Annotated in this window: 23 protein-coding genes; 11 read left to right on the top strand and 12 right to left on the bottom strand. The window is 69.9% G+C overall.

Features of this window, described 5'->3' with window-relative positions:
• Positions 1 to 6 precede the first annotated feature (6 nt).
• The 5 genes from rimM to MKK50_RS17620 all read right to left on the bottom strand — a co-directional run bounded on the left by rimM (position 7) and on the right by MKK50_RS17620 (position 3,325).
• A complete protein-coding gene (rimM, locus tag MKK50_RS17600; RefSeq protein ID WP_499024161.1) occupies positions 7 to 690 on the bottom strand; it encodes a ribosome maturation factor RimM in 684 nt (227 codons plus the stop codon).
• Positions 691 to 816: 126 nt separating this feature from the next.
• A complete protein-coding gene (rpsP, locus tag MKK50_RS17605; RefSeq protein ID WP_091950264.1) occupies positions 817 to 1,179 on the bottom strand; it encodes a 30S ribosomal protein S16 in 363 nt (120 codons plus the stop codon).
• Positions 1,179 to 1,526 carry a chorismate mutase gene (locus MKK50_RS17610; protein WP_499024165.1) on the bottom strand — a complete coding sequence of 116 codons (348 nt, stop codon included), beginning with the start codon at positions 1,524 to 1,526 and terminating at the stop codon, positions 1,179 to 1,181. Before MKK50_RS17610 ends, rpsP begins: the two co-directional genes overlap by 1 nt.
• Positions 1,523 to 3,085, bottom strand: a complete 1,563-nt coding sequence (gene ffh, locus MKK50_RS17615) for a signal recognition particle protein (protein ID WP_499024167.1) — start codon at positions 3,083 to 3,085, stop codon at positions 1,523 to 1,525. Before ffh ends, MKK50_RS17610 begins: the two co-directional genes overlap by 4 nt.
• Positions 3,086 to 3,103: 18 nt before the next feature.
• On the bottom strand, positions 3,104 to 3,325 hold the full coding sequence (locus MKK50_RS17620) for a glutathione S-transferase (protein WP_499024168.1): 222 nt from the start codon (positions 3,323 to 3,325) through the stop codon (positions 3,104 to 3,106).
• A 266-nt stretch (positions 3,326 to 3,591) separates the two neighbouring features.
• On the opposite strand from MKK50_RS17620, the gene MKK50_RS17625 reads away from it, so the two are divergent.
• From MKK50_RS17625 to MKK50_RS17635, 3 genes are all read left to right on the top strand, one after another.
• Positions 3,592 to 4,098: a hypothetical protein gene (locus MKK50_RS17625; RefSeq protein WP_499024169.1), complete on the top strand. Its 507-nt coding sequence runs from the start codon at positions 3,592 to 3,594 to the stop codon at positions 4,096 to 4,098.
• Between the two features lie 523 nt (positions 4,099 to 4,621).
• The gene (locus tag MKK50_RS17630) at positions 4,622 to 5,707 is read left to right on the top strand and encodes an aromatic ring-hydroxylating oxygenase subunit alpha (protein WP_499024170.1); all 1,086 of its coding nucleotides are present in this window, start codon (positions 4,622 to 4,624) and stop codon (positions 5,705 to 5,707) included.
• A gap of 49 nt (positions 5,708 to 5,756) precedes the next feature.
• Positions 5,757 to 6,818: an MBL fold metallo-hydrolase gene (locus MKK50_RS17635; protein ID WP_499024172.1), complete on the top strand. Its 1,062-nt coding sequence runs from the start codon at positions 5,757 to 5,759 to the stop codon at positions 6,816 to 6,818.
• A 35-nt stretch (positions 6,819 to 6,853) separates the two neighbouring features.
• Here MKK50_RS17635 and MKK50_RS17640 read toward each other — a convergent pair whose 3' ends face one another.
• The 3 genes from MKK50_RS17640 to hslV all read right to left on the bottom strand — a co-directional run bounded on the left by MKK50_RS17640 (position 6,854) and on the right by hslV (position 9,733).
• The gene (locus tag MKK50_RS17640; RefSeq protein ID WP_499024173.1) at positions 6,854 to 7,744 is read right to left on the bottom strand and encodes an EamA family transporter; all 891 of its coding nucleotides are present in this window, start codon (positions 7,742 to 7,744) and stop codon (positions 6,854 to 6,856) included.
• Between the two features lie 2 nt (positions 7,745 to 7,746).
• Positions 7,747 to 9,060 carry an ATP-dependent protease ATPase subunit HslU gene (hslU, locus tag MKK50_RS17645; RefSeq protein ID WP_003601561.1) on the bottom strand — a complete coding sequence of 438 codons (1,314 nt, stop codon included), beginning with the start codon at positions 9,058 to 9,060 and terminating at the stop codon, positions 7,747 to 7,749.
• A 112-nt stretch (positions 9,061 to 9,172) separates the two neighbouring features.
• Positions 9,173 to 9,733, bottom strand: coding sequence for an ATP-dependent protease subunit HslV (gene hslV / locus MKK50_RS17650; protein ID WP_253367521.1), 561 nt, complete (start codon positions 9,731 to 9,733; stop codon positions 9,173 to 9,175).
• Between the two features lie 199 nt (positions 9,734 to 9,932).
• On the opposite strand from hslV, the gene motA reads away from it, so the two are divergent.
• The 3 genes from motA to MKK50_RS17665 are packed head-to-tail and all read left to right on the top strand — an operon-like array spanning position 9,933 to position 12,111.
• Entirely contained in the window at positions 9,933 to 10,808 is an 876-nt protein-coding gene (gene motA, locus MKK50_RS17655) for a flagellar motor stator protein MotA (RefSeq protein ID WP_003601565.1), read from the top strand.
• A gap of 12 nt (positions 10,809 to 10,820) precedes the next feature.
• The gene (locus tag MKK50_RS17660) at positions 10,821 to 11,831 is read left to right on the top strand and encodes a flagellar motor switch protein FliM (protein WP_499024175.1); all 1,011 of its coding nucleotides are present in this window, start codon (positions 10,821 to 10,823) and stop codon (positions 11,829 to 11,831) included.
• Positions 11,815 to 12,111, top strand: coding sequence for a hypothetical protein (locus tag MKK50_RS17665; protein ID WP_253367524.1), 297 nt, complete (start codon positions 11,815 to 11,817; stop codon positions 12,109 to 12,111). The genes MKK50_RS17660 and MKK50_RS17665 overlap by 17 nt, the downstream gene beginning before the upstream one ends.
• 13 nt (positions 12,112 to 12,124) lie before the next feature.
• On the opposite strand, the gene MKK50_RS17670 is transcribed toward MKK50_RS17665, so the two are convergent.
• Positions 12,125 to 12,397 (bottom strand): PepSY domain-containing protein, encoded by a 273-nt coding sequence (locus MKK50_RS17670; protein WP_253367526.1) that lies wholly within the window; start codon positions 12,395 to 12,397, stop codon positions 12,125 to 12,127.
• Between the two features lie 200 nt (positions 12,398 to 12,597).
• Between MKK50_RS17670 and fliN the strand changes: the two genes are divergently transcribed.
• From fliN to MKK50_RS17695, 5 genes are all read left to right on the top strand, one after another.
• On the top strand, positions 12,598 to 12,924 hold the full coding sequence (gene fliN / locus MKK50_RS17675) for a flagellar motor switch protein FliN (RefSeq protein ID WP_253367528.1): 327 nt from the start codon (positions 12,598 to 12,600) through the stop codon (positions 12,922 to 12,924).
• 22 nt (positions 12,925 to 12,946) lie between these two features.
• The gene (locus MKK50_RS17680) at positions 12,947 to 14,026 is read left to right on the top strand and encodes a flagellar motor switch protein FliG (RefSeq protein ID WP_499024177.1); all 1,080 of its coding nucleotides are present in this window, start codon (positions 12,947 to 12,949) and stop codon (positions 14,024 to 14,026) included.
• A gap of 43 nt (positions 14,027 to 14,069) precedes the next feature.
• Entirely contained in the window at positions 14,070 to 15,131 is a 1,062-nt protein-coding gene (gene flhB / locus MKK50_RS17685; RefSeq protein WP_499024178.1) for a flagellar biosynthesis protein FlhB, read from the top strand.
• Positions 15,128 to 15,574: a BspJ family T4SS effector nucleomodulin gene (locus MKK50_RS17690; protein ID WP_253367533.1), complete on the top strand. Its 447-nt coding sequence runs from the start codon at positions 15,128 to 15,130 to the stop codon at positions 15,572 to 15,574. The genes flhB and MKK50_RS17690 overlap by 4 nt, the downstream gene beginning before the upstream one ends.
• Before the next feature lie 222 nt (positions 15,575 to 15,796).
• Positions 15,797 to 16,498 carry a response regulator transcription factor gene (locus MKK50_RS17695; protein ID WP_253367535.1) on the top strand — a complete coding sequence of 234 codons (702 nt, stop codon included), beginning with the start codon at positions 15,797 to 15,799 and terminating at the stop codon, positions 16,496 to 16,498.
• A gap of 6 nt (positions 16,499 to 16,504) precedes the next feature.
• Here MKK50_RS17695 and MKK50_RS17700 read toward each other — a convergent pair whose 3' ends face one another.
• Genes MKK50_RS17700 through MKK50_RS17710 form a run of 3 tightly spaced genes read right to left on the bottom strand, consistent with a single transcriptional unit; the run spans position 16,505 to position 20,426 of the window.
• A complete protein-coding gene (locus MKK50_RS17700) occupies positions 16,505 to 17,173 on the bottom strand; it encodes a transglycosylase SLT domain-containing protein (protein WP_499024182.1) in 669 nt (222 codons plus the stop codon).
• Positions 17,127 to 19,076 carry a flagellar hook-length control protein FliK gene (fliK, locus tag MKK50_RS17705; RefSeq protein ID WP_499024183.1) on the bottom strand — a complete coding sequence of 650 codons (1,950 nt, stop codon included), beginning with the start codon at positions 19,074 to 19,076 and terminating at the stop codon, positions 17,127 to 17,129. Before fliK ends, MKK50_RS17700 begins: the two co-directional genes overlap by 47 nt.
• A 39-nt stretch (positions 19,077 to 19,115) precedes the next feature.
• Entirely contained in the window at positions 19,116 to 20,426 is a 1,311-nt protein-coding gene (locus tag MKK50_RS17710) for a chemotaxis protein (RefSeq protein ID WP_499024244.1), read from the bottom strand.
• Positions 20,427 to 20,502: the final 76 nt, after the last annotated feature.

Genomic DNA, 20,502 nt, shown 5'->3' on the forward strand with positions numbered 1-20,502 from the left:
CGGGGATCAGCCCGGATCGTCGGCGGGCTTCGGCCCCGGCGGGGCGAACAGGTCGTCGGGCGGGTCGGCGACGACCTTTCCGCCGGCGATGTCGAGGGTCGGCACGAAAGCCTTCGTGAAGGGCAGGAGCGCGGTCGGCCCGCCGGCTGCCGGGCGGATCTCGAGCAGATCGCCGCCGCCGAAGTTCGGCACCGCCACGATGGTGCCGATCGCCACGCCGGCGCCGTCCTCGACGGTCAAGCCGATCAGGTCGGTGAGGAAGAACTCGTCCTCGTCCTCCACCTCCCCCAGGCGCTCGCGGGCGATGGCGAGGGTGACGCGGTTGAGGGCTTCGGCGCCGCTGCGGTCGTCCACGCCCTTTACCCGGACGATCAGCAGGTCGGGGGAGCTGCCGGGAGCGGGGCGCACATGGGCGAGTTCGAGGCTGCGCCCGTCGGAGGCGTGCAGAGGGCCGTAGCCCGCGATCGCCAGCGGTTCGCCGGTATGGGATTTCAGCCGGACTTCGCCGTGCAGCCCGTGCGGCCGGCCGAACTCGCCGAGCAGAACGAGCCCCGGATCGGGGGAGGCGGCCGGGGGCGGCTTGGCGCCCGGCGGCTTGCGGGCCGAGGTTACGGCTTCCGGCGCGAGGCGGTCGGCGGGGCGGTCGAACCGCGCAGGTCCGCGCGATGAGGAGCCGGGGCGGCGAGCCATGCAGAGTGCCTCGATGACGGCGCGTTTGTCCCGTCCCCTGACGGGGTGGGAGCGAGGGTGGGGTGGTGCCCAAGGCATCCCCCACCCCGGAAGACCCCTCCCCGCAGGGGGAGGGGATTGGAAGACTTACGCCGCGGCGTCTTCGGCCGGGGCGGCAGCCTTCTCGGCGCGCTTGGCGGCGCGCTCCTTGGCCTTCTCGCCGGGCTCGGCCTTCTGCGGGTTGTTGCGGGCCGGGCGCTTGGCGAGGCCGGCGGCGTCGAGGAAGCGCAGGACGCGGTCGGTCGGCTGCGCGCCCTTGGCGAGCCAGGACTGGATCTTCTCGTTGTCGAGCACGATCCGGGCCGGATCGTCCTTGGCCTTCATCGGGTCGTAGGCGCCGACCTTGTCGATGAAGCGGCCGTCGCGGGGAGCGCGGGCGTCGGCGACGACGATGCGGTAGTACGGGCGCTTCTTGGCGCCGCCGCGGGTGAGACGGATCTTGAGGGACATCAGTCGTTCCTTTCGGTGTCGTGTTTCGCTGGGGTGTTGTGATCGACGCTTTCGGCGATCGTCCGGTGGTGCCGAATGACCTCCTTGACCACGAAGGCGAGGAACTTCTCGGCGAAATCGGGGTCGAGCTTGGCATCGACCGCGAGATTTCTCAGGCGCATGACCTGACGCGCCTCCCGATCCGGATCGGAGGGAGGCAGGCCCTTGCGGGCCTTCAACTCGCCGACCCGCTGGGTGCAGCGGAAGCGTTCGGCGAGCAGATGGATGAGCGCGGCATCGAAGTTGTCGATGCTCTCACGCAGGCTTGCCAGCTCGGGATCGATCCCCTGTGCGGACAAGACCGTCATTTCTTCTTACCCGGCAGGAAGCCGCCGAGGCCCGGCATCTTCGGTCCGCCTAAGCCCGGCAGGCCCGGCATCTTGCCGCCGCCGAGCCCGGCGGGCATCGGTGGGAGCTTGCCGCCGAATTGCTTCTCGATTTCGGCGATCTGCTCCGGCGTCGGCTCGGGCATGCCCGGCGGCAGCTTCATGCCCCCCGGCAACCCGCCCGGCATGCCGCCGCCGAGCCCGAACATGTTGCCGAGCGCCTGGCCGATGCCGCCGCGCTTGCCCGAGCCCAGCGACTTCATCATGTCGGCCATGGTCCGATGCATCTTGAGGAGCTTGTTGATCTCCTCGACCTTGACGCCGGCACCCGCCGCGATGCGCTTCTTGCGGCTGTTCTTAAGGAGGTCGGGATTCTTACGCTCCCCCGGCGTCATCGATGAGATGATGGCCCGCTGGCGCTTGAACATCTTCTCGTCGAGGTTGGCACCTTCGACCTGCTTCTTCATCTGCCCCATGCCGGGCAGCATCCCCATCAGCCCGCCGATGCCGCCCATCTTCTCCATCTGGGCGAGCTGCATCGACAGGTCTTCGAGGTCGAACTTGCCCTTCCGCATCTTCTCGGCGGTGCGCAGGGCCTGCTCATGGTCGATCGTCTCGGCCGCCTTCTCGACGAGCGAGACGATGTCGCCCATGCCGAGGATGCGGTTGGCCACCCGCTGCGGGTGAAATTCCTCCAGCGCATCGACCTTCTCGCCGACGCCGACGAGCTTGATCGGCTTGCCCGTGACAGCGCGCATGGAGAGGGCCGCGCCGCCGCGGGAATCGCCGTCCATGCGGGTCAGCACGATGCCGGTGACGCCGAGGCGCTCGTCGAAGGCGCGCGCGGTGTTGACCGCGTCCTGGCCGGTGAGCGCGTCGGCCACCAGCAGGACTTCGTGGGGTTTCGTCGCCGCCTTGACCTCGGCGGCCTCGTTCATCAGCCCCTCGTCGACCGTGGTGCGGCCGGCGGTGTCGAGCATCACCACGTCGAAGCCGCCGAGCCGGGCGGCCTCCATGGCACGCCGGGCGATCTGCACCGCCGACTGGCCGGCGACGATCGGCAGGCTCTCGACCTCGACCTGCTTGGCGAGCACAGCCAACTGCTCCATCGCCGCGGGACGCCGCGTATCGAGGGAGGCGAGCAGCACCCGGCGCTTGTCGCGCTGATTCAGCCGCCGGGCGATCTTGGCCGTGGTAGTCGTCTTGCCCGAGCCCTGGAGGCCGACCATGAGGATGGCGACGGGGGCCGGTGCGTTGAGATCGACGACGCTGGCGTCGGTGCCGAGCATCGCGATGAGCTCGTCGTTGACGATCTTCACGACCATCTGGCCGGGCGTCACCGACTTGAGCACGACGGCGCCCACCGCCTTCTCGCGCACCTTGTCGGTGAACGCGCGCACCACCTCCAGCGCCACGTCGGCTTCGAGGAGCGCGCGGCGCACCTCGCGCATGGCGGCGGTGACGTCGGCCTCCGTCAGCGCGCCGCGGCGCGTCAGGCCGGAGAGGATACCGGAGAGGCGGTCGGAAAGGCCTTCGAACATCTGTCGCGTCAGCCTGGGCTACTGGTGAAGGCCGGCATTGGCCACGCGGCGCGCGCGGAGTGCATCCTCGAAGGACGCCACCGCGCGGGCGAACTTGTCCCGGCACGACGCATCGCAGAAGCCGACGGTCGCACCGTTGTAGAGGGTCAGCGCCTCGGGCACGATCGGCTTGCCCGACCACGGGCAGAGGTCGTTGACCGCATCCTCGATGCGCAGGGTGGTGTCGTTCGCGGGCGCCATGGCAGGGCTCGTTTGACGCTTCGGCGCACGCTCGGCAACGACAAGGGCGCCCGAGGGCGCACACGCGCTGTCGGACGTTGACCTCCGGCCCCTCGGACCGGTCGGCGGCTCATCGTGACGTTCGAACGTCGAAATGGAGCCGGGCGGATAGGCCGTGTACCGCTTCAAGTCAATCCCGAGGGCGCGTGGACCGATGCGGGACTGTACCCGAAACGGACGTCAGCGAAGGTTTAAGCTTTACGCTTCGTTAAGCATGTTCGGGTCTGATGCCTGTCAACGCACCGCTGGAGGTGCCCGAGGACTACCCGATGTCGGAACCCGCGCGACAGGCCCCGTCTCCCGAGCCCGGTCTCCGGACTCCCGCTGCCACCGCGCCGCTGCGGGATTGGCTCACCACCATGCGCACCGCCGTGTCCGAGACGCACGCCGTCGAGGCGCGCGAGCCGGAGCTCGCTTCCGCCGCGCCGGAAGCCGAGATGCGCAGCAGCGGTTGGTCGCCCCGCCTCGTCTCCGTCGCCGCGAAATCGGCCGAGGCCGCCGACGAGGACGTGGCCGAGATCATGGCCGAGAACATGATGCTGAAGGCCCGACTCCGGGTGGAATCCGAGCGCCGCGACGAGCTTCAGGTGATCCTGGCCCAGGAAATCCGCGAGCTGCGCGCCCACATCGCCGAAGAGGTCGGCAAGATGGAAGACCTGCGGACCGAGCGCGACCTCTGGCGCGCCCGCTGCGAGGCCCTGGCCGCGCCGCTGTTTCAGGTTCAGCATCGCTGAGCTGCTTGAGAGACCCCGAAAATGCGAAGGGCCGCCCCGAGGGGCGGCCCTTCCATTGTCGAACCGGTCAGTCCGACGAAACCTGCTGAGATCCCGCGAATGCGTTAGGCGCACACGCCGGAGGCAACAGTCCAGGTCTTGGTCGTCGGCGACGGCTGATGACAATGAGACACTGGATCACCTCCTTTCGTTCGTTGCGGATGAGCCCAAGGTAGGGGCGATTTCCGCCATGCGAAAGGCCCCCGGCGGCCGATCCGGTGCGTTGTCTCGCCGCGGTGCAGCATGCCGTTTTGGTTTCCTGTCCGGCCTCCGGCGCCGGCGCCCGCTTCCGCGGCCTCAGGCTATCGCTCCGCTCGACGCTTTCCGGCGTTCAAGCCCTAAAACGCCCGCTCCGCGCGATGCTCTTCGCGCCAACGAGCCGCGATGCGGCTTCGCACGACGGCCCTGTCCCCCTATGCCGCTGGCCGACGGACGACGAGGCGCCTAAAGAGGGCGCCCGTCAGCATCGGGCCCCTCAGCCGCCATGTCCTCCGCCGCCGCCCCACGCATCCCCCCCGACGACGCCCTCGATCCGCGCGCCATGCGCGAGCCGTTGTCGAACGCATGGTACTGCGCCGGCCGAGCCTCGGCGGTCGTCGGCGGCAAGATGCGGGCGGTCGCGCTCAACGGCGAGCAGGTCGTGCTCGGCCGGGCCAAGGACGGCAGCCTGTTCGCCCTGCGCGACCGCTGCCCCCATCGCGGCATGGCGCTGTCCAAGGGCCGGTTCGACGGCGACACGCTGATGTGCCCGTTCCACGGCTGGCGCTTCGGCACCGACGGGCGCTGCCGCGACGTGCCGACGCTCTCCGCGCACGACGCTTCCGACTTCTCGCGTATCGCGGTCCAGCGCTTTCCCATCGTCGAGAGCGCCGGCTTCCTCTGGGTGAACCCGCATCTCGGCCCCGCCGATCCGGCCGCCGTGCCGGCGGTGCCCGCCCTCGATTTCGAGCCGGCCGGCTGCCTCGTTCTCGAATTGGAGGTCGAGGCCTCGTTCGACCTGACGACGCTGAGCCTCGTCGATCCGGGCCACGTCGCCTTCGTCCACGACACGTGGTGGTTCCGGCCCTCGAAGGAACTGCGGGAGAAGGTGAAGACCTTCCAGCCCGTGCCGCACGGCTTCGTCATGACGAGCCATGCCACGACGACGAGTTCGCCGGTCTACCGCCTGCTCGGCGGCGCACCGGAGGTCGAGATCGAGTTCCGCCTGCCCGGCGTGCGGCTGGAGCGGATCAAGGCGGGCACGAAGCGCGTGGCGAACTACACCTTCGCCACGCCGATGGGGCCCAACCGGACGATGCTGACCAACGCGCTCTACTGGAGCCTGCCGGCGCTCAACCTCCTCAAGCCGATCGCACGGCCGCTGATGCGCCAGTTCCTGACCCAGGATCAGCAGGTGCTCCAGCATGCGCAGGCGGGTCTCGACCGCAAGCCGACCATGGTGCTGCTCGGCCAGGGCGATCTGCCCTCGCAATGGTATTTCCGCCTCAAGCGCGAGGCCCTGGAGGCGGCGCGCGAGAGCCGCCCCTTCGCCAACCCGCTGACCCGCCAGGAGCTGCGCTGGCGCTCCTGAGGCCCTGCGCCGCGCTTGAACCGCGGACCGGACGGGCCATCTTGGCCGTATGAAGAAGCGTGGCCTGCTCACGGTCGCCAGCGCGGCCACGGTGATGACCCTCGGGGGTGTCGGCTACGCTGCGCATCGCCGGGGCAAGAACCCCTATTACCGCGGGCCCCAGAGCGCGCATTTCGATGGCTTGCGCTTCCACGCCCCGAACCAGCCGCCCGACAAGTCGCTCTCCGACCTCGCCCGCTGGCGCCGGACCGGCAAGCCCGAGGCGTGGCCGTCAAGCTTCCCGAGCCCGTTTCCCGCGGACAAACCCCCGGAGCGCTTCGAGGGATCGCGCGTTGTCCTGATCGGACATGCGAGCTACCTGTTCCAGGTCGCGGGCCGCAACATCCTGGTCGATCCGGTCTATGCCAAGCGCGCGAGCCCGGTCCGCTTTGCCGGGCCGAAGCGGGTCAACGCGCCGGGCATCGCCTATGCCGACCTGCCGCCGATCGATGCAGTGCTCATCACCCACAACCACTACGACCATCTCGACGGGCCGACGATCGCCCGCCTGTGGCAGGACCACCAGCCGCTGATCGTCGCCCCCCTCGGCAACGACGCGATCCTGCGCGGCTACGACGAGACCATGCATGTCGAGACCCGCGACTGGGGCGAGTCGGTCGATCTCGGCGCCGGTATCACCGTGCATCTGACGCCGGCCAACCACTGGTCGGCGCGCGGCCTCAACGACCGGCGCATGGCCCTGTGGTGCGCCTTCCTGCTGACGACGCCTCGCGGCGTCCACTACCATGTCGGCGATACCGGCCTCGGCGATGGCGCGATCTTCCGGGAGATCCGCGCCCGGTTCGGCCCGCCCCGTCTCGCCACCCTGCCGATCGGCGCCTACGAGCCGCGCTGGTTCATGCAGCCGCAGCACATGAACCCGGCCGACGCGGTGGAGGCGCTGAGCCTCCTCGGCGCCGATCAGGCGCTTGGCCACCATTGGGGCACCTTCAAGCTGACGGACGAGGGCATCGAGCGTCCCGTCGAGGCGCTGGGCGAAGCGCTGACGGCGGCCGCGTTTGCGCCGAAGCGGTTCCTGGCGCTGCGGCCGGGGCAGGTCTGGGAAGGGTAGGGGCGGGCGATCGCCCGCTCGGGATCACGCCCGGTTCACCCGACGTCGTCCGGCTCCTGTCGTCGGTTGCCGGATTGACGGCTCGCCAGAGTGATCCCCGCCGAAGCCGCCACGATGCAGGCGATGGCCCCGCCCTGCATCGGAGTCAGCCGCTCGCCGAGCAGGGCGAGGGCGGCCACCGACGCGACGGCCGGCTCCAGGCTCATCAGCACACCGAAGGCCGGGCGGGGCAGGCGCGTGAGGGCGAACATTTCGAGCGAGTAGGGCAGGGCGCTCGACAGGATCGCGATGACGAGACCTGATACGAGCGTGGCCGGGGTGAACAGGTCGGCGCCGGCTTCCACGAGGCCCACCGGTGTGACGACAAGGGCGGCGACCAGCATCCCGAGCGACACCGCCCGCCCGCCGCCGGCCCGGCCGGCGCGCTGGCCGAACACGATGTAGGCCGCCCAGCACAGGCCCGCGCCGAGAGCCAGCGCCGCACCCGTCGGATCGAGGGTGCTCGCCTCGCCCAGCGGCAGCAGCAGGCCGAGCCCGAGCACCGCGAGGCCGATCCAGGCGAAATCGGGCGCCCGGCGCGAGCCCGCCAACGCCACGGCGAGCGGACCGGTGAACTCGATGGCCACCGCGATCCCGAGCGGGATCGTGCGGAGCGAGAGATAGAACAGCAGGTTCATGAGCCCGAGCGCCGCGCCGTAGAGCGCGATGGCACCGATCTCGCCCCGTTCGAGACTGCGCCGCCACGGCCGCCAGACCGCGAGCAGGATCAGCGCAGAGAAGCCGACGCGGAGCGTCGTGACGCCCGCCGCACTGACGACCGGAAACAACCCCTTGGCCAAAGCCGCGCCGCTCTGGATCGAGACCATCCCCGCCAGGAGGGCGAGGATCGGCAGGGCGATGTCGGGCGCGGCGCTGCGTCCAAGCACAGTCAGAGGATGAAGCGGCTGAGATCCGCGTTCGCGGCCAGATCCTCGACGCGGTCGCGCACATAGGCCGCATCGATCGGCACCGTCTCGCCGGAGCGGTCGGTGGCGGTGAACGAGATCTCGTCGATCACCCGTTCCAGCACGGTCTGCAGGCGGCGGGCGCCGATATTTTCCACCGAGCCGTTCACCTCGACGGCGACGCGGGCCAGCGCGTCGATGGCATCCTCGGTGAAGTCGAGGGTGACGCCCTCCGTCTCCATCAGCGCCACCGTCTGCTTGATGAGGCTCGCCTCGGTCGCGGTGAGGATCTGCTTAAAATCCTCGACGGTCAGCGGCTGCAACTCGACGCGGATCGGCAGGCGGCCCTGCAACTCGGGCAACAGGTCGGACGGCTTCGAGACGTGGAAGGCGCCGGACGCGATGAACAGGATGTGGTCGGTCTTCACCGGCCCGTGCTTGGTCGCCACCGTGGTGCCCTCGATCAGGGGCAGCAGATCGCGCTGCACGCCCTCGCGTGAGACGTCGGCGCCCGAGCGGCCCTCGCGGGCGCAGATCTTGTCGATCTCGTCGAGGAAGACGATGCCGTTATCCTCGACCTCGCGGATCGCCTCGCGGGTCAGGGCGTCGTCGTCCACGAGCTTGTCGCTCTCTTCGGCGATCAGCGGCGCGTAGGCCTCCGCCACCGTGATGCGGCGCGGCTTGCCGCGCTGGCCGCCGAGCGCCTTGCCCAGCATGTCGGAGATGTTGATCGCGCCCATCGATGCGCCCGGCATTCCGGGGATCTCGAACATCGGCATGCCCTGCGAACCGGAGGGGGCCAGCTCGATCTCGACCTCCTTGTCGTCGAGCTCGCTCGCCCGCAGCTTCTTGCGGAAGCTTTCGCGCGTCGCTTGGCTCGCGGTCGGCCCCACCAGCGCGTCGAGGATGCGCGATTCGGCGGCCGCTTCCGCCTTGGCCTTCACCGCCTTGCGCTTCTCCTCCCGCGTCAGGCCGATGCCGACCTCCACAAGGTCGCGCACGATCTGCTCCACGTCGCGGCCGACATAGCCGACCTCCGTGAACTTGGTCGCCTCGATCTTGAGGAAGGGCGCACCCGCGAGCCGGGCGAGGCGCCGGGCGATCTCGGTCTTGCCGCAGCCCGTCGGGCCGATCATCAGGATGTTCTTGGGCGCCACCTCGTCCCGCAGCGGCCCTTTCAATTGCTGGCGCCGCCAACGGTTGCGCAAGGCGATCGCGACTGCACGCTTGGCATCCTTCTGGCCGACGATGAAGCGGTCGAGCTCGGAGACGATCTCGCGGGGAGAGAAGGTGGTCATCGGGCTCCTGCGGCCGTTTTTTTGGGGATGTATGGGGCGGCGCGTCGGGCGCGGGGCCTTCCCCGAGGACGATCTAAGCGGGCAAGTCCCGGCTTTCCAGGGAGCGCGGCCCTCAGGCCGCGTCGAGGGTTTCGATCACGAGGTTGCCGTTGGTGTAGACACAGATCTCGGCGGCGATCTTCATCGACCGGCGCACGATCGCCTCGGCGTCGAGTTCGCCATCCTCGAGCGCGCGGGCGGCGGAGAGGGCGTAGTTGCCCCCCGAGCCGATCGCCATCACCCCGGTCTCGGGCTCCAGCACGTCACCGGAGCCGGACAGCAGCAGGCTCACTTCCTTGTCGGCGACCAGCATCATCGCCTCCAGACGGCGCAGATAGCGGTCGGTGCGCCAATCCTTGGTGAGTTCGACGCAGGCGCGGGTGAGCTGGCCGGGATACTGTTCCAGCTTGGCCTCCAGCCGCTCGAACAGGGTGAAGGCGTCGGCGGTGGCACCGGCGAAGCCGCCGATCACGGTGCCCTTTGCGAGGCGCCGGACCTTGCGGGCGTTGCCCTTCACGATGGTCTGGCCGAGGCTGACCTGACCGTCGCCGCCGATCACCACCCGGCCGCCCTTGCGGACCATGAGGATCGTGGTGGCGTGCATCTGCGGCAGGCGATCGTCGGTCTGGGCCAAGGAAACGCTCCGGTTCGAGGGAAAAAGGCCGAGCCTCAGTTAGGCGCTCGAATGCCCGGCTCCAAGGTCGGCCCCGGCAACGACAGGCTCTGGCGTTGCGTGAAAAAGCTCCGCGCAAGCCACTATGCCTATTGGCTCGGACAAAGGGCCGCCGCGCGTCGGCACCCGTCCCCGCAGCGGTGTCCCCCGGAGTCTTCTCATGGGAATCCTCGTCGGCCTCGTCATCGCGATCGGCTGCATGCTCGGCGGCTTCGTCGCCATGGGCGGGCATCTGATCGTGATCTGGCAGCCCTGGGAGTTCGTCATCATCTTCGGCATGGCGGCGGGCACCTTCGTCATCGCCAACCCTATGAAGACGGTGGTCGATTCCGGTAAGGCGACGATGGAGGCCTTCACCAACAAAGGGCCGAAGCGCCAGGACTTCCTCTCGCTGCTGGGGCTGCTGCACGCGCTGATGCGCGACTTGAAGACCAAGCCCCGCAACGAGGTCGAGACGCATTTCGACGACCCGGCGAATTCCGAGATCTTCAAGAACTATCCCGAGGTGACCAAGGACCAGGATCTGGTCTTGTTCATCTGCGACTATTGCCGCCTGATCCTCATCGGCAACGCCCGCTCGCATGAGATCGAGGCGCTGATGGAAGAAGAGATCGGCACCCATAAGAAGTACAAGCTCAAGCCCTATGCCGCGATCAATACCGTGGCGGAGGCGCTGCCGGCGCTCGGGATCGTCGCGGCGGTGCTCGGCATCGTGAAGGCGATGGGCGCGCTCGACCAGTCGCCGCAGATCCTCGGCGGCCTGATCGGCGCGGCGCTGGTCGGCACCTTCATCGGCGTGTTCGCGTCCTACGGGATGCTCGCCCCGCTCGCCGTGAAGATCAAGGGCGTGCGCGAGAAGCAGTGCAGCGTCTACACCATCGTGAAGCAGAGCCTGATCGCCTACATGAACGGCGCGCTGCCCCAGGTCGCGATCGAGCACGGCCGCAAGGGCATCGCCGGCGCCGACCGCCCGACCATCGACGAGGTCGAGAGCGCCACCGTGCCCGGCGCCCGCGCCGAACCGGCCGCGGCGTAAGGGCCTTTCCCGATGGACGAGACCGAGACCTCCGACGCGGCGCCCGAAACGGGCCCCGAGGCGACCCCCGAGCCCCGGCCCAAACTGCCTCCCTTCGTCACGGCGTCACGGCCCGCGACCGACATCCGCGCCCGCATCCAGGAGGCCGGCGGCCTGTCGCTCGACCGGCTGCCGATGCTCAGCGTGGTGTTCGACCGCCTCGCCACCGCCTGCAGCGACGCGGCCAAGCATCTGGCCGCCTCCTCGGCGTTCTACTCCCTGAGCGGCGTCGAGAGTGGGCGCTTCGGCGAGTTCCTCGATGCCTACGACGCCAACGCGGTGGTCGGCATCTTCCAGGCGCCGGAATGGGACGGGCACGTCCTGGTCGGGCTCGACCGCGACTTCCTCTACACCATGGTCGAGGTTCTGTTCGGCTCCGACGGCTCCGAGCCGCCGGTGGAGGACGAGCGCACCTTCTCGGCGATCGAGCTGCGCATCGCGCAGATGGTGTTCGAGCAGGTCGGCAAGGCGCTCGAATCCTCCTTCGGCCTCGTCTCGCAGACCGCCTTCCGCCTGGAGCGGATGGAGACCCGGATGGAGTTCGCGGTGATCGGCCGGCGCTCCAACAAGGCGGTGCAGGCCAAGTTCCTGCTCCAGGCGCTCAACCGCGGCGGCGAGATGTTCCTCATCATCCCGCAGACGGTGCTGAACCCGTTGCGCCCGGCCCTCGGCAAGGTGCTGACCGGCGAATCCGCCGCCCGCGACCCGCGCTGGGCCGAGCAGATCGCGGCGGAGGTGCAAAAGACCACCGTGCGCCTGCGCGCCGTCCTCGAGGAGCGACACCTGACGCTCGGCGAGATCGCCGGCCTCAAGGTCGGGCAGGTGCTGACCCTCGACGCGACGCCCGCGACGCGGATCAAGCTCGAGGGCAACGACCGGCCGCTGTTCTGGTGCCGGGCCGGCCAGTCGCAGGGCGCTTACGTCTTGCGGGTGGAGGAATCGATCAATCCGGAGAAGGAGGGCGGCCATGGGCTCCTTGGTTGACGGCGTACTGCTCGTCGCGCTCGTGGTGACGAGCGCCTGCGTCGTGCCGATGTACCTGAAGCTCAAGCGCCTCGACCGGACCCAGGCCGAGTACGGCGCGGCAGTGGCCGCCTCCGGCGTGGCGCTGACCCAGGCCGGCGAGGCGGTGCGCTCCTTCAAGGAGGAGGGCCGCGAGGTTCTGGACGCCCTGAGCCTCAAGATCGAGGAGGCGCGGGCGACGCTCGACGCGCTGGAGGCGTCGCGCGCGGCCCTCGTCGCCGCGCGCTCGCAGAAGCCGTGAGCCGTCGTCGGCCTCAATCGTCGCTCTGCCCCTTGGCCTTCTCGACGATGGCGCCGGTCCGCGGATCGAGCTGAAGCTTGACGCTCCGGCCGTCCCGGACCGCCTTGGCCTTCCACACCCCGTCGTCGGCCTCGATGCTGCGCACCGTGCCGTAGCCGGCCTCCGACAGCTTCGTCAGCACTTGGTCAATCGGCATCCAGTCCTTTCCGGGCGTGTCGGCCTGTGCCGACGCCGCAACGAGGCCGGTGGCCAGCGTGGCGGCAAGAATGGTCTTGAAGGCGTTCATGGCGTTCGGGTCCTGTCGGGTGTCGTGATGCCTCCTTCTGTCACCGGACGACCCCCGCGAACCTGACGGAAGCCGTCAGCGAAATGTCAGCCGGGCCGGCCGCGCGAAGTGGGAGGCTTACGACATGCGGCGACAGCCTCGCGTCAGCCAAGCCGGCTAGACCCTCCTCACGCACGAAGCGGACCCGACGAGCCCGAGCGATGAGCAGCAGCCCCTTCCCCGCCACCGATCTCGCCGGCACCGAGCCCCGCGTCGGCGACGGGCGCAACCTCGATTCGATCCTGCGCATCCCGGTGCTGATGCAGGTGGTGCTCGGTTCGGCGACCATGCCGGTGGCGGATCTGATGAAGCTCGGGCGCGGCGCCGTCGTCCCCCTCGATCACCGGGTCGGCGAGCCCGTGGACGTGATGGTCAACGGCCGGGTCATCGCGCGGGGCGAGATCGTGATCGTCGAGGAGGACAATTCCCGGTTCGGCGTGTCGCTGACCGAGGTGGTCGGCCCCTCCGCCACCGACCAGAACACCTGAGCCTCGGCGAGAGCGGGCCGCCATGTCTTCGAGCCCTCTGGCATCGAGCCCCGTCCCATCGGACGCCGTCTCCTCGGTCGCCATCGCGCCCCGTGCGGTGGCGACCCGGCGGCTCGACCCCGTCGATCAGGTGGCGGCGCTGCTGCTCGCCATGGGCAAGCCCGCGGCCGGGCGGCTCATCAAGTATTTCGAGCCGGACGAACTCAAGCGCATCACCCGCTCGGCCTCGCATCTCGGAGCGGTCAGCCCCGAGCAGCTCGACACGGTGGTCGAGAACTTCTCGTCCGAATTCTCCGCCGGCAACAGCCTGATCGGGACGGCGAGCGAGGTCGAGAAGCTGCTCACCGGCCTGCTGCCGGCCGACCAGATCGCCGACATCCTCGCCGACGTGCGCGGCAGCGCCACCCGCTCGGTGTGGGAACGGCTCGGCACCGTGCAGGAGAGCGTGCTGGCGAGCTACCTCGTCAAGGAGCACCCGCAGACCGCCGCGCTGATCCTGTCGAAGGTGAAGCCCGCCACCGCCGCCAAGGTGATGGGCCACCTGCCCGCGCCGGTGCGCAACACGGTGATGCGGCGGATGCTGAGCTTCAAGCCGATCGTCGACGACGTGCTGCACGCGATCGAGAAGACGCTGCACGAGGACTTCATGATCAACGGCGCGCGCAATTCCGGCGCCGACACGCACGCCAAGATGGCCGACATCATCAACAAGATGGAGCGCCAGCAGATGGACGACGTGCTCACCAGCCTCGGCGAGTCGCGTCCGAAATCGGTCGAGATCCTGAAAGGCCTGCTCTTCACCTTCGACGACATCGTCAAGCTGGCGCCGCGCGCCCGCACCACCCTGTTCGACGCTGTGCCCAACGACCGGCTGGTGCTGGCACTGAAGGGCACGGAGGTCGAGTTCCGCACCACGGTGCTCAGCGCCCTCTCGGCACGCGTGCGCCGCATGGTCGAGCACGAATTGAACGGCGGCGAGCCGGCGGCGCAGCGCGACGTGCTGGAGGCGCGCCGCACCATCACCGATCTGGCCATGGACATGGCCGGGCGCGGCGAGATCGAGATCAATCCGGGAGGCGAGGATGAAGCACTCATCCGCTGATCCGCGCGCCCACGTTCCGCTTGCGCATCGGCGGGGCTGATGCGTGTCGGACGAGGACAAGGAGAGCAAGACCGAAGCCGCCACCGAACGGCGGGTGCGCGAGGCGATCGAGAAGGGCGACATCCCGTTCTCGCGCGAGGCGCCGGTCTTCGCTTCGACGCTCGGCCTGCTGATCGCGCTCGCCCTGTTCGCGCGGGGACAGGCGGCGCAGCTCGCAGCCGATTTCAAGCCGCTCTTCGACGATCCGCGCGGCTTCTCCCTGGAGACCGGCGGCGACGCGATGCTGCTTCTCAGCCGCGTGGCGCTGGCGGCGGGCCGATTCCTGCTGCCGATCCTGCTGATCCTGGCGGTCTGCAGCCTCACCGCCTCGCTCCTGCAGAACCTGCCGCGCTTCGTCCTCGACCGGATCACGCCGAAATGGTCGCGGGTGTCGCCGATGGCGGGTTTCGCGCGGATCTTCGGAACCTCGGGTCAAGTCGAGTTCCTGAAATCCCTCGTTAAATTCCTGTCGGTCAGTGTCGTCGCCCTTCTGCTCCTCCGCTCGGAGCGGACAAGAGCCGTGAACGCCATGTTCGTCGATCCGAGCCAACTGCCCGAACTGATCCTGACGGTCGCGATCCGTCTCGTCTCGGCGGTGGCCATCGCCACCATCGTGATCGTCGCGGGCGACCTCGTCTGGGCGCGGCTGCGCTGGCAGCGCTCGCTGCGGATGTCGCGCCAGGACATCAAGGACGAGCACAAGCAGACCGAGGGCGATCCGTCGGTGAAGGCCCGGCTGCGCTCGCTCGCCCAGGACCGCGCCCGCAACCGGATGCTCGCCAATGTCGACCGGGCGACCGTGATCATCGCCAACCCGACCCACTTCGCCGTGGCCCTACGCTACGAGCCCAGCGAGAACCCGGCCCCCCTCGTGATCGCCAAGGGGCAGGATCTCATCGCGCTCCGCATCCGCGCGATCGCCGAGGAAAAATGCATCGCCGTTATCGAGGACAAGCCTCTCGCAAGGTCGCTGTACGATGCTGTGCAGGTCGATCAGACGATTCCGGCAGAATTTTACCGCGCCGTGGCGCAGATCCTTTTCTTCCTTTTCGCGAGAGCCCGATGACCCCTCAGGTCCAACGTTTCGCGCCAGGACCGTCAGCCGTCCCGCACAGCCATGCGGCGGCCGAACAGATCTTCGCCGAGGCGCTGCGCGACTTCATCGCCGAGCTGTGCCTGCTCGACGGCGGGGTGCTCATCGGCTGGATCCGCGGCGAGCGGCACGGCAACATCGCCGACATCGTCTCGTCCTCCGCCGAATTGTTCTTCAAGGAATCGGTGCTGACCTACGCCGACGCGGCCGACGTGTGCCTCGATTGGGGCCGCTCCATGCAGGTGGTCCTCGATCTCGAATTCGCCGCCGAGCCGATGACGGTGTTCTTCAAGCTCGTGCTCGACGAGGTGTTCGCCGGCGTCGCGATCCAGCGCATCGTCGCGGAGGAGACGGATGCGCTCTCCCTCGAAGGCTTCGCCCACGCCCTCAGCCAAGCCCGGGTCGGCCACGCCTGAAGCGGCGCGAATGCCACGCGCCGCCGACGAACACCGCCCCTGTTTGGAAATGTGCATTTCAGTAGATTGACCCCCCCGCGGCCGCGCTTCATGAATTGGCTGCGGCAGCGTTTCGAAGCGTTGCGGAAGGCGGCGGAGACGGTCTTCCGGGAGCGCCCAAAACCTGCCCTCATCGCGGCGCAGTGGCAGGGCGATCCGGCGGGATCAGGGGAAGAGTCGTCGATGTATTTTCTGGTCGATCCGCGCGATACGGTGAACGCGGGTTACAAGGCCAGCTTCGAGCGTGAGGGCATCTCCTCGTTCGCGCTTATGCCCGAAGAGTTCCTGAGCTGGCTCCGGGCGGCCTCTCCCGCCGACCTCGAAGCGATCCAGGGCTTCCTCCTCGGGGATTTCGCGGAGCGGGCGAAATGCGCCAGCGTCATCCGCAAGCAGTCCCGCGCACCGATCATCGCGCTCGCCGACCTGCGCTCCCTCGAGCAGACCGTCGAACTGCTGGAAGCCGGCATCGACGACGTGCTGCCCAAGCCCGTCCATGTCCGCGAGATTTTGGCCCGCTCCGAGGCGATCTGGCGCCGGGTCAACGGCGCCGTCCAAGCCGGCGAGGCGGACGGCGAGACCGAGGGCGAGGCCAGGGCAGTGGACCGGCTCAAGGTCTTCCACGACGGGCGCGACCCCGAGATCGACGGCGTGCCGCTGTCCCTGCCGCGGCGGGAGCGGCACATCCTCGAATATCTCGTGCGCAACCGTGGGCGCCGGCTCACCAAGACCCAGGTCTTCAACGTGGTCTACGGCGTCTACAGCAACGGCGTCGAAGAGAGCGTGATCGAGGGCCATGTGAGCAAGCTGCGCAAGAAGCTCGCCGAGCGGCTCGGCCACGATCCGATCGAGGCCAAGCGCTACATGGGCTACACCTACGTCGGGTGAGCCCGGCTACTGGCAGAATGCCTTCGCGCCCGGCGTCCAGTTGCCGAAGCCCGTGGCGACCATGTTGGTGATGACCCGGCAGACATAGACCTTCTGCGCCGGGTTGTTGTTCGGCCCGGCATGGTAGCGCGCCACGGCGAGCGTCCAGCTTCCCTCGCGCTCCTTCAATTCCTTCAGGAAGCGCGTCGCGTATTCGACGTTCTGGGCCGGGTCGATCATCGCCTCCAGCGAGGCGAACTTCGCGCGATGATAGTGATGGTTGATCTGCATGCAGCCGAGATCGACCAGGCGCACGCCCTCCCGCTGCGCCTGGGCGAGGCGCTGCATCACGTCGGCGGCGCCGCTGCCGAAATAGGCCTTGCCCCCGACATTCATGGCATAGGGCTGGAGCGAGCCGCGGTTACCGCTCTCCGTCAGCCCGACCGCGTAGAGCATGCCGAGCGGCACGCCGTGCTTGGCCGCCGCCTGCGCCATCTGGCGCTCGCAGACACGGGAGGTGCCCGCCATCGCAGGACGGCTGGAGCCTCCTCGCGTCTCGCCGCCCAGCGCGCCCGTCTGTGCGGAGGCGGCCTCTGCGGCGCCCTCGGCGGCGGTGGAATGCGCGGCCGCCGCATTCGGCCCGGCGGCGCTAGAGATACAGGCTGCCGCGATCGCGCCCGCGAGAATCCGTCTCATGGTCCTGCTCCCCGGTGGGCATGTCGGTGGACTCGGCGGCCGCGTCCGCGCGGGGGGACGGGCGCCGGCCCGATTGATCGGGCGTCGCCGCGCCCGGCTGTCTGTCGTGCTGTCCGCCCTGCGATCCGGCGAAGGCCGCGAATCCCTGGCCGCGCGGCGCGGATTCGCCGGCTCCGGGGCCGCCTGCCTGAATCGTCACGGCTTCGGGCTCGTAGCCGGCCTCGCGCAGCAGGCCGGAGAGCAGCTCGCTCTCCTTGCGCAGGCGCTCGGCGGTCTCCTCGCGGCTGGTGCGCAGGCTCATCTCGAGCCGCCCATCCTGCAGACGCATCCGCACCAGCACCGAGCCGAGGTCGGCCGGATGGAGCTGGAGCGTGAGGATCTTAAGCGGCCCGGCCTCGGTCGAAGCCGGAACGGTGCGGGCCTGGCTCGTGGGCGCGGCCGGCAACTGGGCGGCGACCGCATCGACGATCTGGCGCAGCGGCGAGGCGGGTACCGGAGCCGGCGTGCCGGCCGTCTCCTGCGCAACGGGTTGCGCCAGCGGAATCTCCGGGCGCGGCGCTTCGGGCATCGCCGCGTCGGTTTCGGCGCTTAAGGGACGCGCAAAGCCTCCGTCGACCTGCGGCCGCGGCACCGCCACGGTGGCATGCTCCGGCGTGGTTTCGGGGCGTGCGATGACGGCCGGGTGATCCTGCCTCGAATCCGGGTCACGCCGGGTCTGTCCCGGCGCGCTGGGTTGGGCGATGGCGGCCGGTTCGGTGAGGCTCGGGCTGTCCGGTCGATCGACGCGCGCGGCGTTGTCCGCCGCGCCGGCCGGTGCGGCGCGATCGCTCCGCGGTGCCCCGCGGGCTGTGGGGCTTCGCAGGGCTTCGATGACGGTGGCCTGCACCGGGGCAGCGGCTGGCTGCCGAACGGCCTCGTCCGATGCCGGCGCAAGGCTCGGCACGACAGGGGTGGCGGGGTGGTCGGGTTCTGGATCAGGCCCGGTCGGCCGCGCAGGCGTTGCGGCGGTCGGATCAGGCGAGGCCGGCGACGCGGACGCCGTGGCGGCGGGGTCGGCCATGCCGGCCGGTGCCGCAGGCTTTGCCGCATTACCCGGCGACGGTGCGCGCGGGGCGGCGGCCGGTGCAGTCAGCCCGTTCGCGGCGGCTTCCGGTGCCGGCCGATCGGATGGTGCGGCCGGGTCGCGAACGTCGCTGTGAGCCGCCGGGAGCGGCATCGCCTCCGATGCTGTCGCGGGGTGGCCATCCGGTCCACCGGCCGGCGGCATGATCGCATCGGCCGCCGTCGCGGTCCGCGCGGCGTCCGCAACAGGCGCCTTTTCCTGGTCCACCGGAGCGACCGGCATGGCGCCGACGCGGCCCGATGTCGGGACGGTCGGCGGCGCGGATGTCTCGCTCAAGCCCTGCCCGATGCCCGGTTCTGCCGGGGTTGCGGCCCCGCGCGGCCGGACCGGCGCGAAATGTGTTTCCAGGCCGACCATCGACATTTGCAAGGCCGGTTCCGCCGGGGCCGGGCCGGGCCCCGATCCGGCGCGTAGGGCGGCCCGCTGCACCATGGCTTCCAGGCTGGCATCCGGGGGAGCCGCGATGGCCGGCGCCGCAGGACCGGTGAGCGCCATCAGCGCCTGCAAGGCCGAGCCGCCGACGTCGACGGTGATGGCGGGCGAGGCGTCGGCGGGGAGGGCAGGGGGCAGGTCCGCCCCGGCTTCGGCCGGTTCCGCCCCAACCTCTCCGGCCACTGACGGCCCTCTCTCGGCCGCCCCGGTCTCGCCCGTTCCGCTCTCCAATGCGCCGAGCATCGCCTCGAAGCCGGAGGGGACGTCTGCGCGCGCATCCTCGCCCGCGGGCGCACGGCCAACCTCGGGCTTCGGCCGCGTCAGGGGAAGGGTGTCGAGGGACCGCATCACGGGTCGATCGTCCGGTGGTTGGAGTGCGGGGAAATCTCAGGGAGTGCCGGTGGTGGCATCCGAGGGGCGATCCATGGCGCGCTCGGCCCGGGCCAGGGCCTCCTGCGCCCGCAGCAGCGAGCCGGATTCGGGGATCGGCCGGCTCGCCGAGGGCGGCGGGGCCGGGGCCGCCGCGGCGACGGGGGAGGGCGTGCGGATCTGCCGGGCGGTGGAGAGCGCGGCGTCGAGCAGGTCCGCGTCGGACGGGGCGAAATCGGCACGGTCGAGGCCGCGCAGGGCGTCGTACCCTTCCTCGAAGCGTCCATCGGCCACGATCAGCGCCGCCCCGTGATAGAGCCGCGCCTGCGCCGCGGCTCGCGAATCCGGCGCGGCGAGCCCCATCGCCCGCTCGGCGGAAAACAGCGCGGTCTCGCGGCGGCCCTGTTCCAGCCCGGCGCGGGCCACCAGCAGGTAGAGGTCGCGCCGGCTCTCGGGCTCGATCTCGTCGAGCATCCGCTCCAGGCTGGCGATGCGGGTGCGGTCGCTGTCGAAGTCGAGGCGTGTGAGTGCGCCGGCGAAGCGCTGGCGGAAGTTGCCGGCATAGACCGAGCGGCGGAACCGGCGCAGGTACTGGATCGCCAGCGCCTCGAAGCGCCGCGCATCGCCGCCCTGCGCGACCACGAAGATCTGGCGGCGCAGCGCCCCTTCCTCGACCAGCGTGCCGGGCGCCAGAAGCCGGGCGAGGTCCAGGAGTTCGAGCGACTTGACCGGCGCGTCGCGCACCATCAGCGCCGATTGCGTCAGCGCGAGCTGCCCGGCGAGGCCCGCCGGCATCGTGCGCGGGTCGATGCCGGCCAGCTTGGCCCGCGCCTCCCGCTCGCGCCCTTCGAGATAGGCAAGTGCTCCGAGCGCCAGGGGCTGCTCCGCCTCCGGCACCTTGCCGGATCGGAGGATCACCCGCAGGGCTCCCGGTCCGCCGCCCGCGAGCGCGAAGGTGACGGCGGCGCGCACGTTTTCCGCCTCGGCCCAGGCCTCGGGATCGAGGGTGATCAGCCGCTGCTCGATATGGCCGAGGAGCTGGCGCTGCGCGACATGCGCCTGGGTCGAGCCGCTGGCGATGCGGTCCTGAAGGAGCTGGAGCGTGCGCGTCAGTTCGACCGGCAGGCCGTGCGCCTTCACCGGCAGCGGTTCGATCGGTTTCGCCGGAGCGCCGTGTCCGCCATGGTCGTCGGCGGCATGGTTTTCCGCGGGCGGCGCGTGGCCGTCGCCGTGCTCGGCGGCCATGGCCGGAACGAGGGCGAGGCAGAGGGTGAGGGCGGTCGCCGCGAGGGCGCGAGGCCGGGATGCTCTGTCCGTCAGCGTCGCGATCTTGGATTGCTTCGGCTTCGGCTCGCAATGACGGAAGGTGTGCCCTCGACCATCATTGCGAGCCGTCAGGCGAAGC

The sequence above is a fragment of the Methylobacterium sp. J-043 genome (assembly GCF_022829505.1).
In the GTDB taxonomy this organism is placed as follows: domain Bacteria; phylum Pseudomonadota; class Alphaproteobacteria; order Rhizobiales; family Beijerinckiaceae; genus Methylobacterium; species Methylobacterium extorquens_A.

Coding starts and splice junctions, on each gene's coding strand:
- fliN (WP_253367528.1), top strand. CDS start 12,598: ATGAGCAGCAGCCCCTTCCCCGCCACCGATCTCGCCGGCACCGAGCCC.
- MKK50_RS17610 (WP_499024165.1), bottom strand. CDS start 1,526: ATGACGGTCTTGTCCGCACAGGGGATCGATCCCGAGCTGGCAAGCCTG.
- rpsP (WP_091950264.1), bottom strand. CDS start 1,179: ATGTCCCTCAAGATCCGTCTCACCCGCGGCGGCGCCAAGAAGCGCCCG.
- MKK50_RS17665 (WP_253367524.1), top strand. CDS start 11,815: ATGGGCTCCTTGGTTGACGGCGTACTGCTCGTCGCGCTCGTGGTGACG.
- hslU (WP_003601561.1), bottom strand. CDS start 9,060: ATGACCACCTTCTCTCCCCGCGAGATCGTCTCCGAGCTCGACCGCTTC.
- motA (WP_003601565.1), top strand. CDS start 9,933: ATGGGAATCCTCGTCGGCCTCGTCATCGCGATCGGCTGCATGCTCGGC.
- MKK50_RS17670 (WP_253367526.1), bottom strand. CDS start 12,397: ATGAACGCCTTCAAGACCATTCTTGCCGCCACGCTGGCCACCGGCCTC.
- MKK50_RS17690 (WP_253367533.1), top strand. CDS start 15,128: ATGACCCCTCAGGTCCAACGTTTCGCGCCAGGACCGTCAGCCGTCCCG.
- fliK (WP_499024183.1), bottom strand. CDS start 19,076: ATGCGGTCCCTCGACACCCTTCCCCTGACGCGGCCGAAGCCCGAGGTT.
- MKK50_RS17635 (WP_499024172.1), top strand. CDS start 5,757: ATGAAGAAGCGTGGCCTGCTCACGGTCGCCAGCGCGGCCACGGTGATG.
- MKK50_RS17630 (WP_499024170.1), top strand. CDS start 4,622: ATGTCCTCCGCCGCCGCCCCACGCATCCCCCCCGACGACGCCCTCGAT.
- ffh (WP_499024167.1), bottom strand. CDS start 3,085: ATGTTCGAAGGCCTTTCCGACCGCCTCTCCGGTATCCTCTCCGGCCTG.
- MKK50_RS17695 (WP_253367535.1), top strand. CDS start 15,797: ATGTATTTTCTGGTCGATCCGCGCGATACGGTGAACGCGGGTTACAAG.
- rimM (WP_499024161.1), bottom strand. CDS start 690: ATGGCTCGCCGCCCCGGCTCCTCATCGCGCGGACCTGCGCGGTTCGAC.
- MKK50_RS17620 (WP_499024168.1), bottom strand. CDS start 3,325: ATGGCGCCCGCGAACGACACCACCCTGCGCATCGAGGATGCGGTCAAC.
- MKK50_RS17625 (WP_499024169.1), top strand. CDS start 3,592: ATGCCTGTCAACGCACCGCTGGAGGTGCCCGAGGACTACCCGATGTCG.
- MKK50_RS17660 (WP_499024175.1), top strand. CDS start 10,821: ATGGACGAGACCGAGACCTCCGACGCGGCGCCCGAAACGGGCCCCGAG.
- MKK50_RS17700 (WP_499024182.1), bottom strand. CDS start 17,173: ATGAGACGGATTCTCGCGGGCGCGATCGCGGCAGCCTGTATCTCTAGC.
- MKK50_RS17680 (WP_499024177.1), top strand. CDS start 12,947: ATGTCTTCGAGCCCTCTGGCATCGAGCCCCGTCCCATCGGACGCCGTC.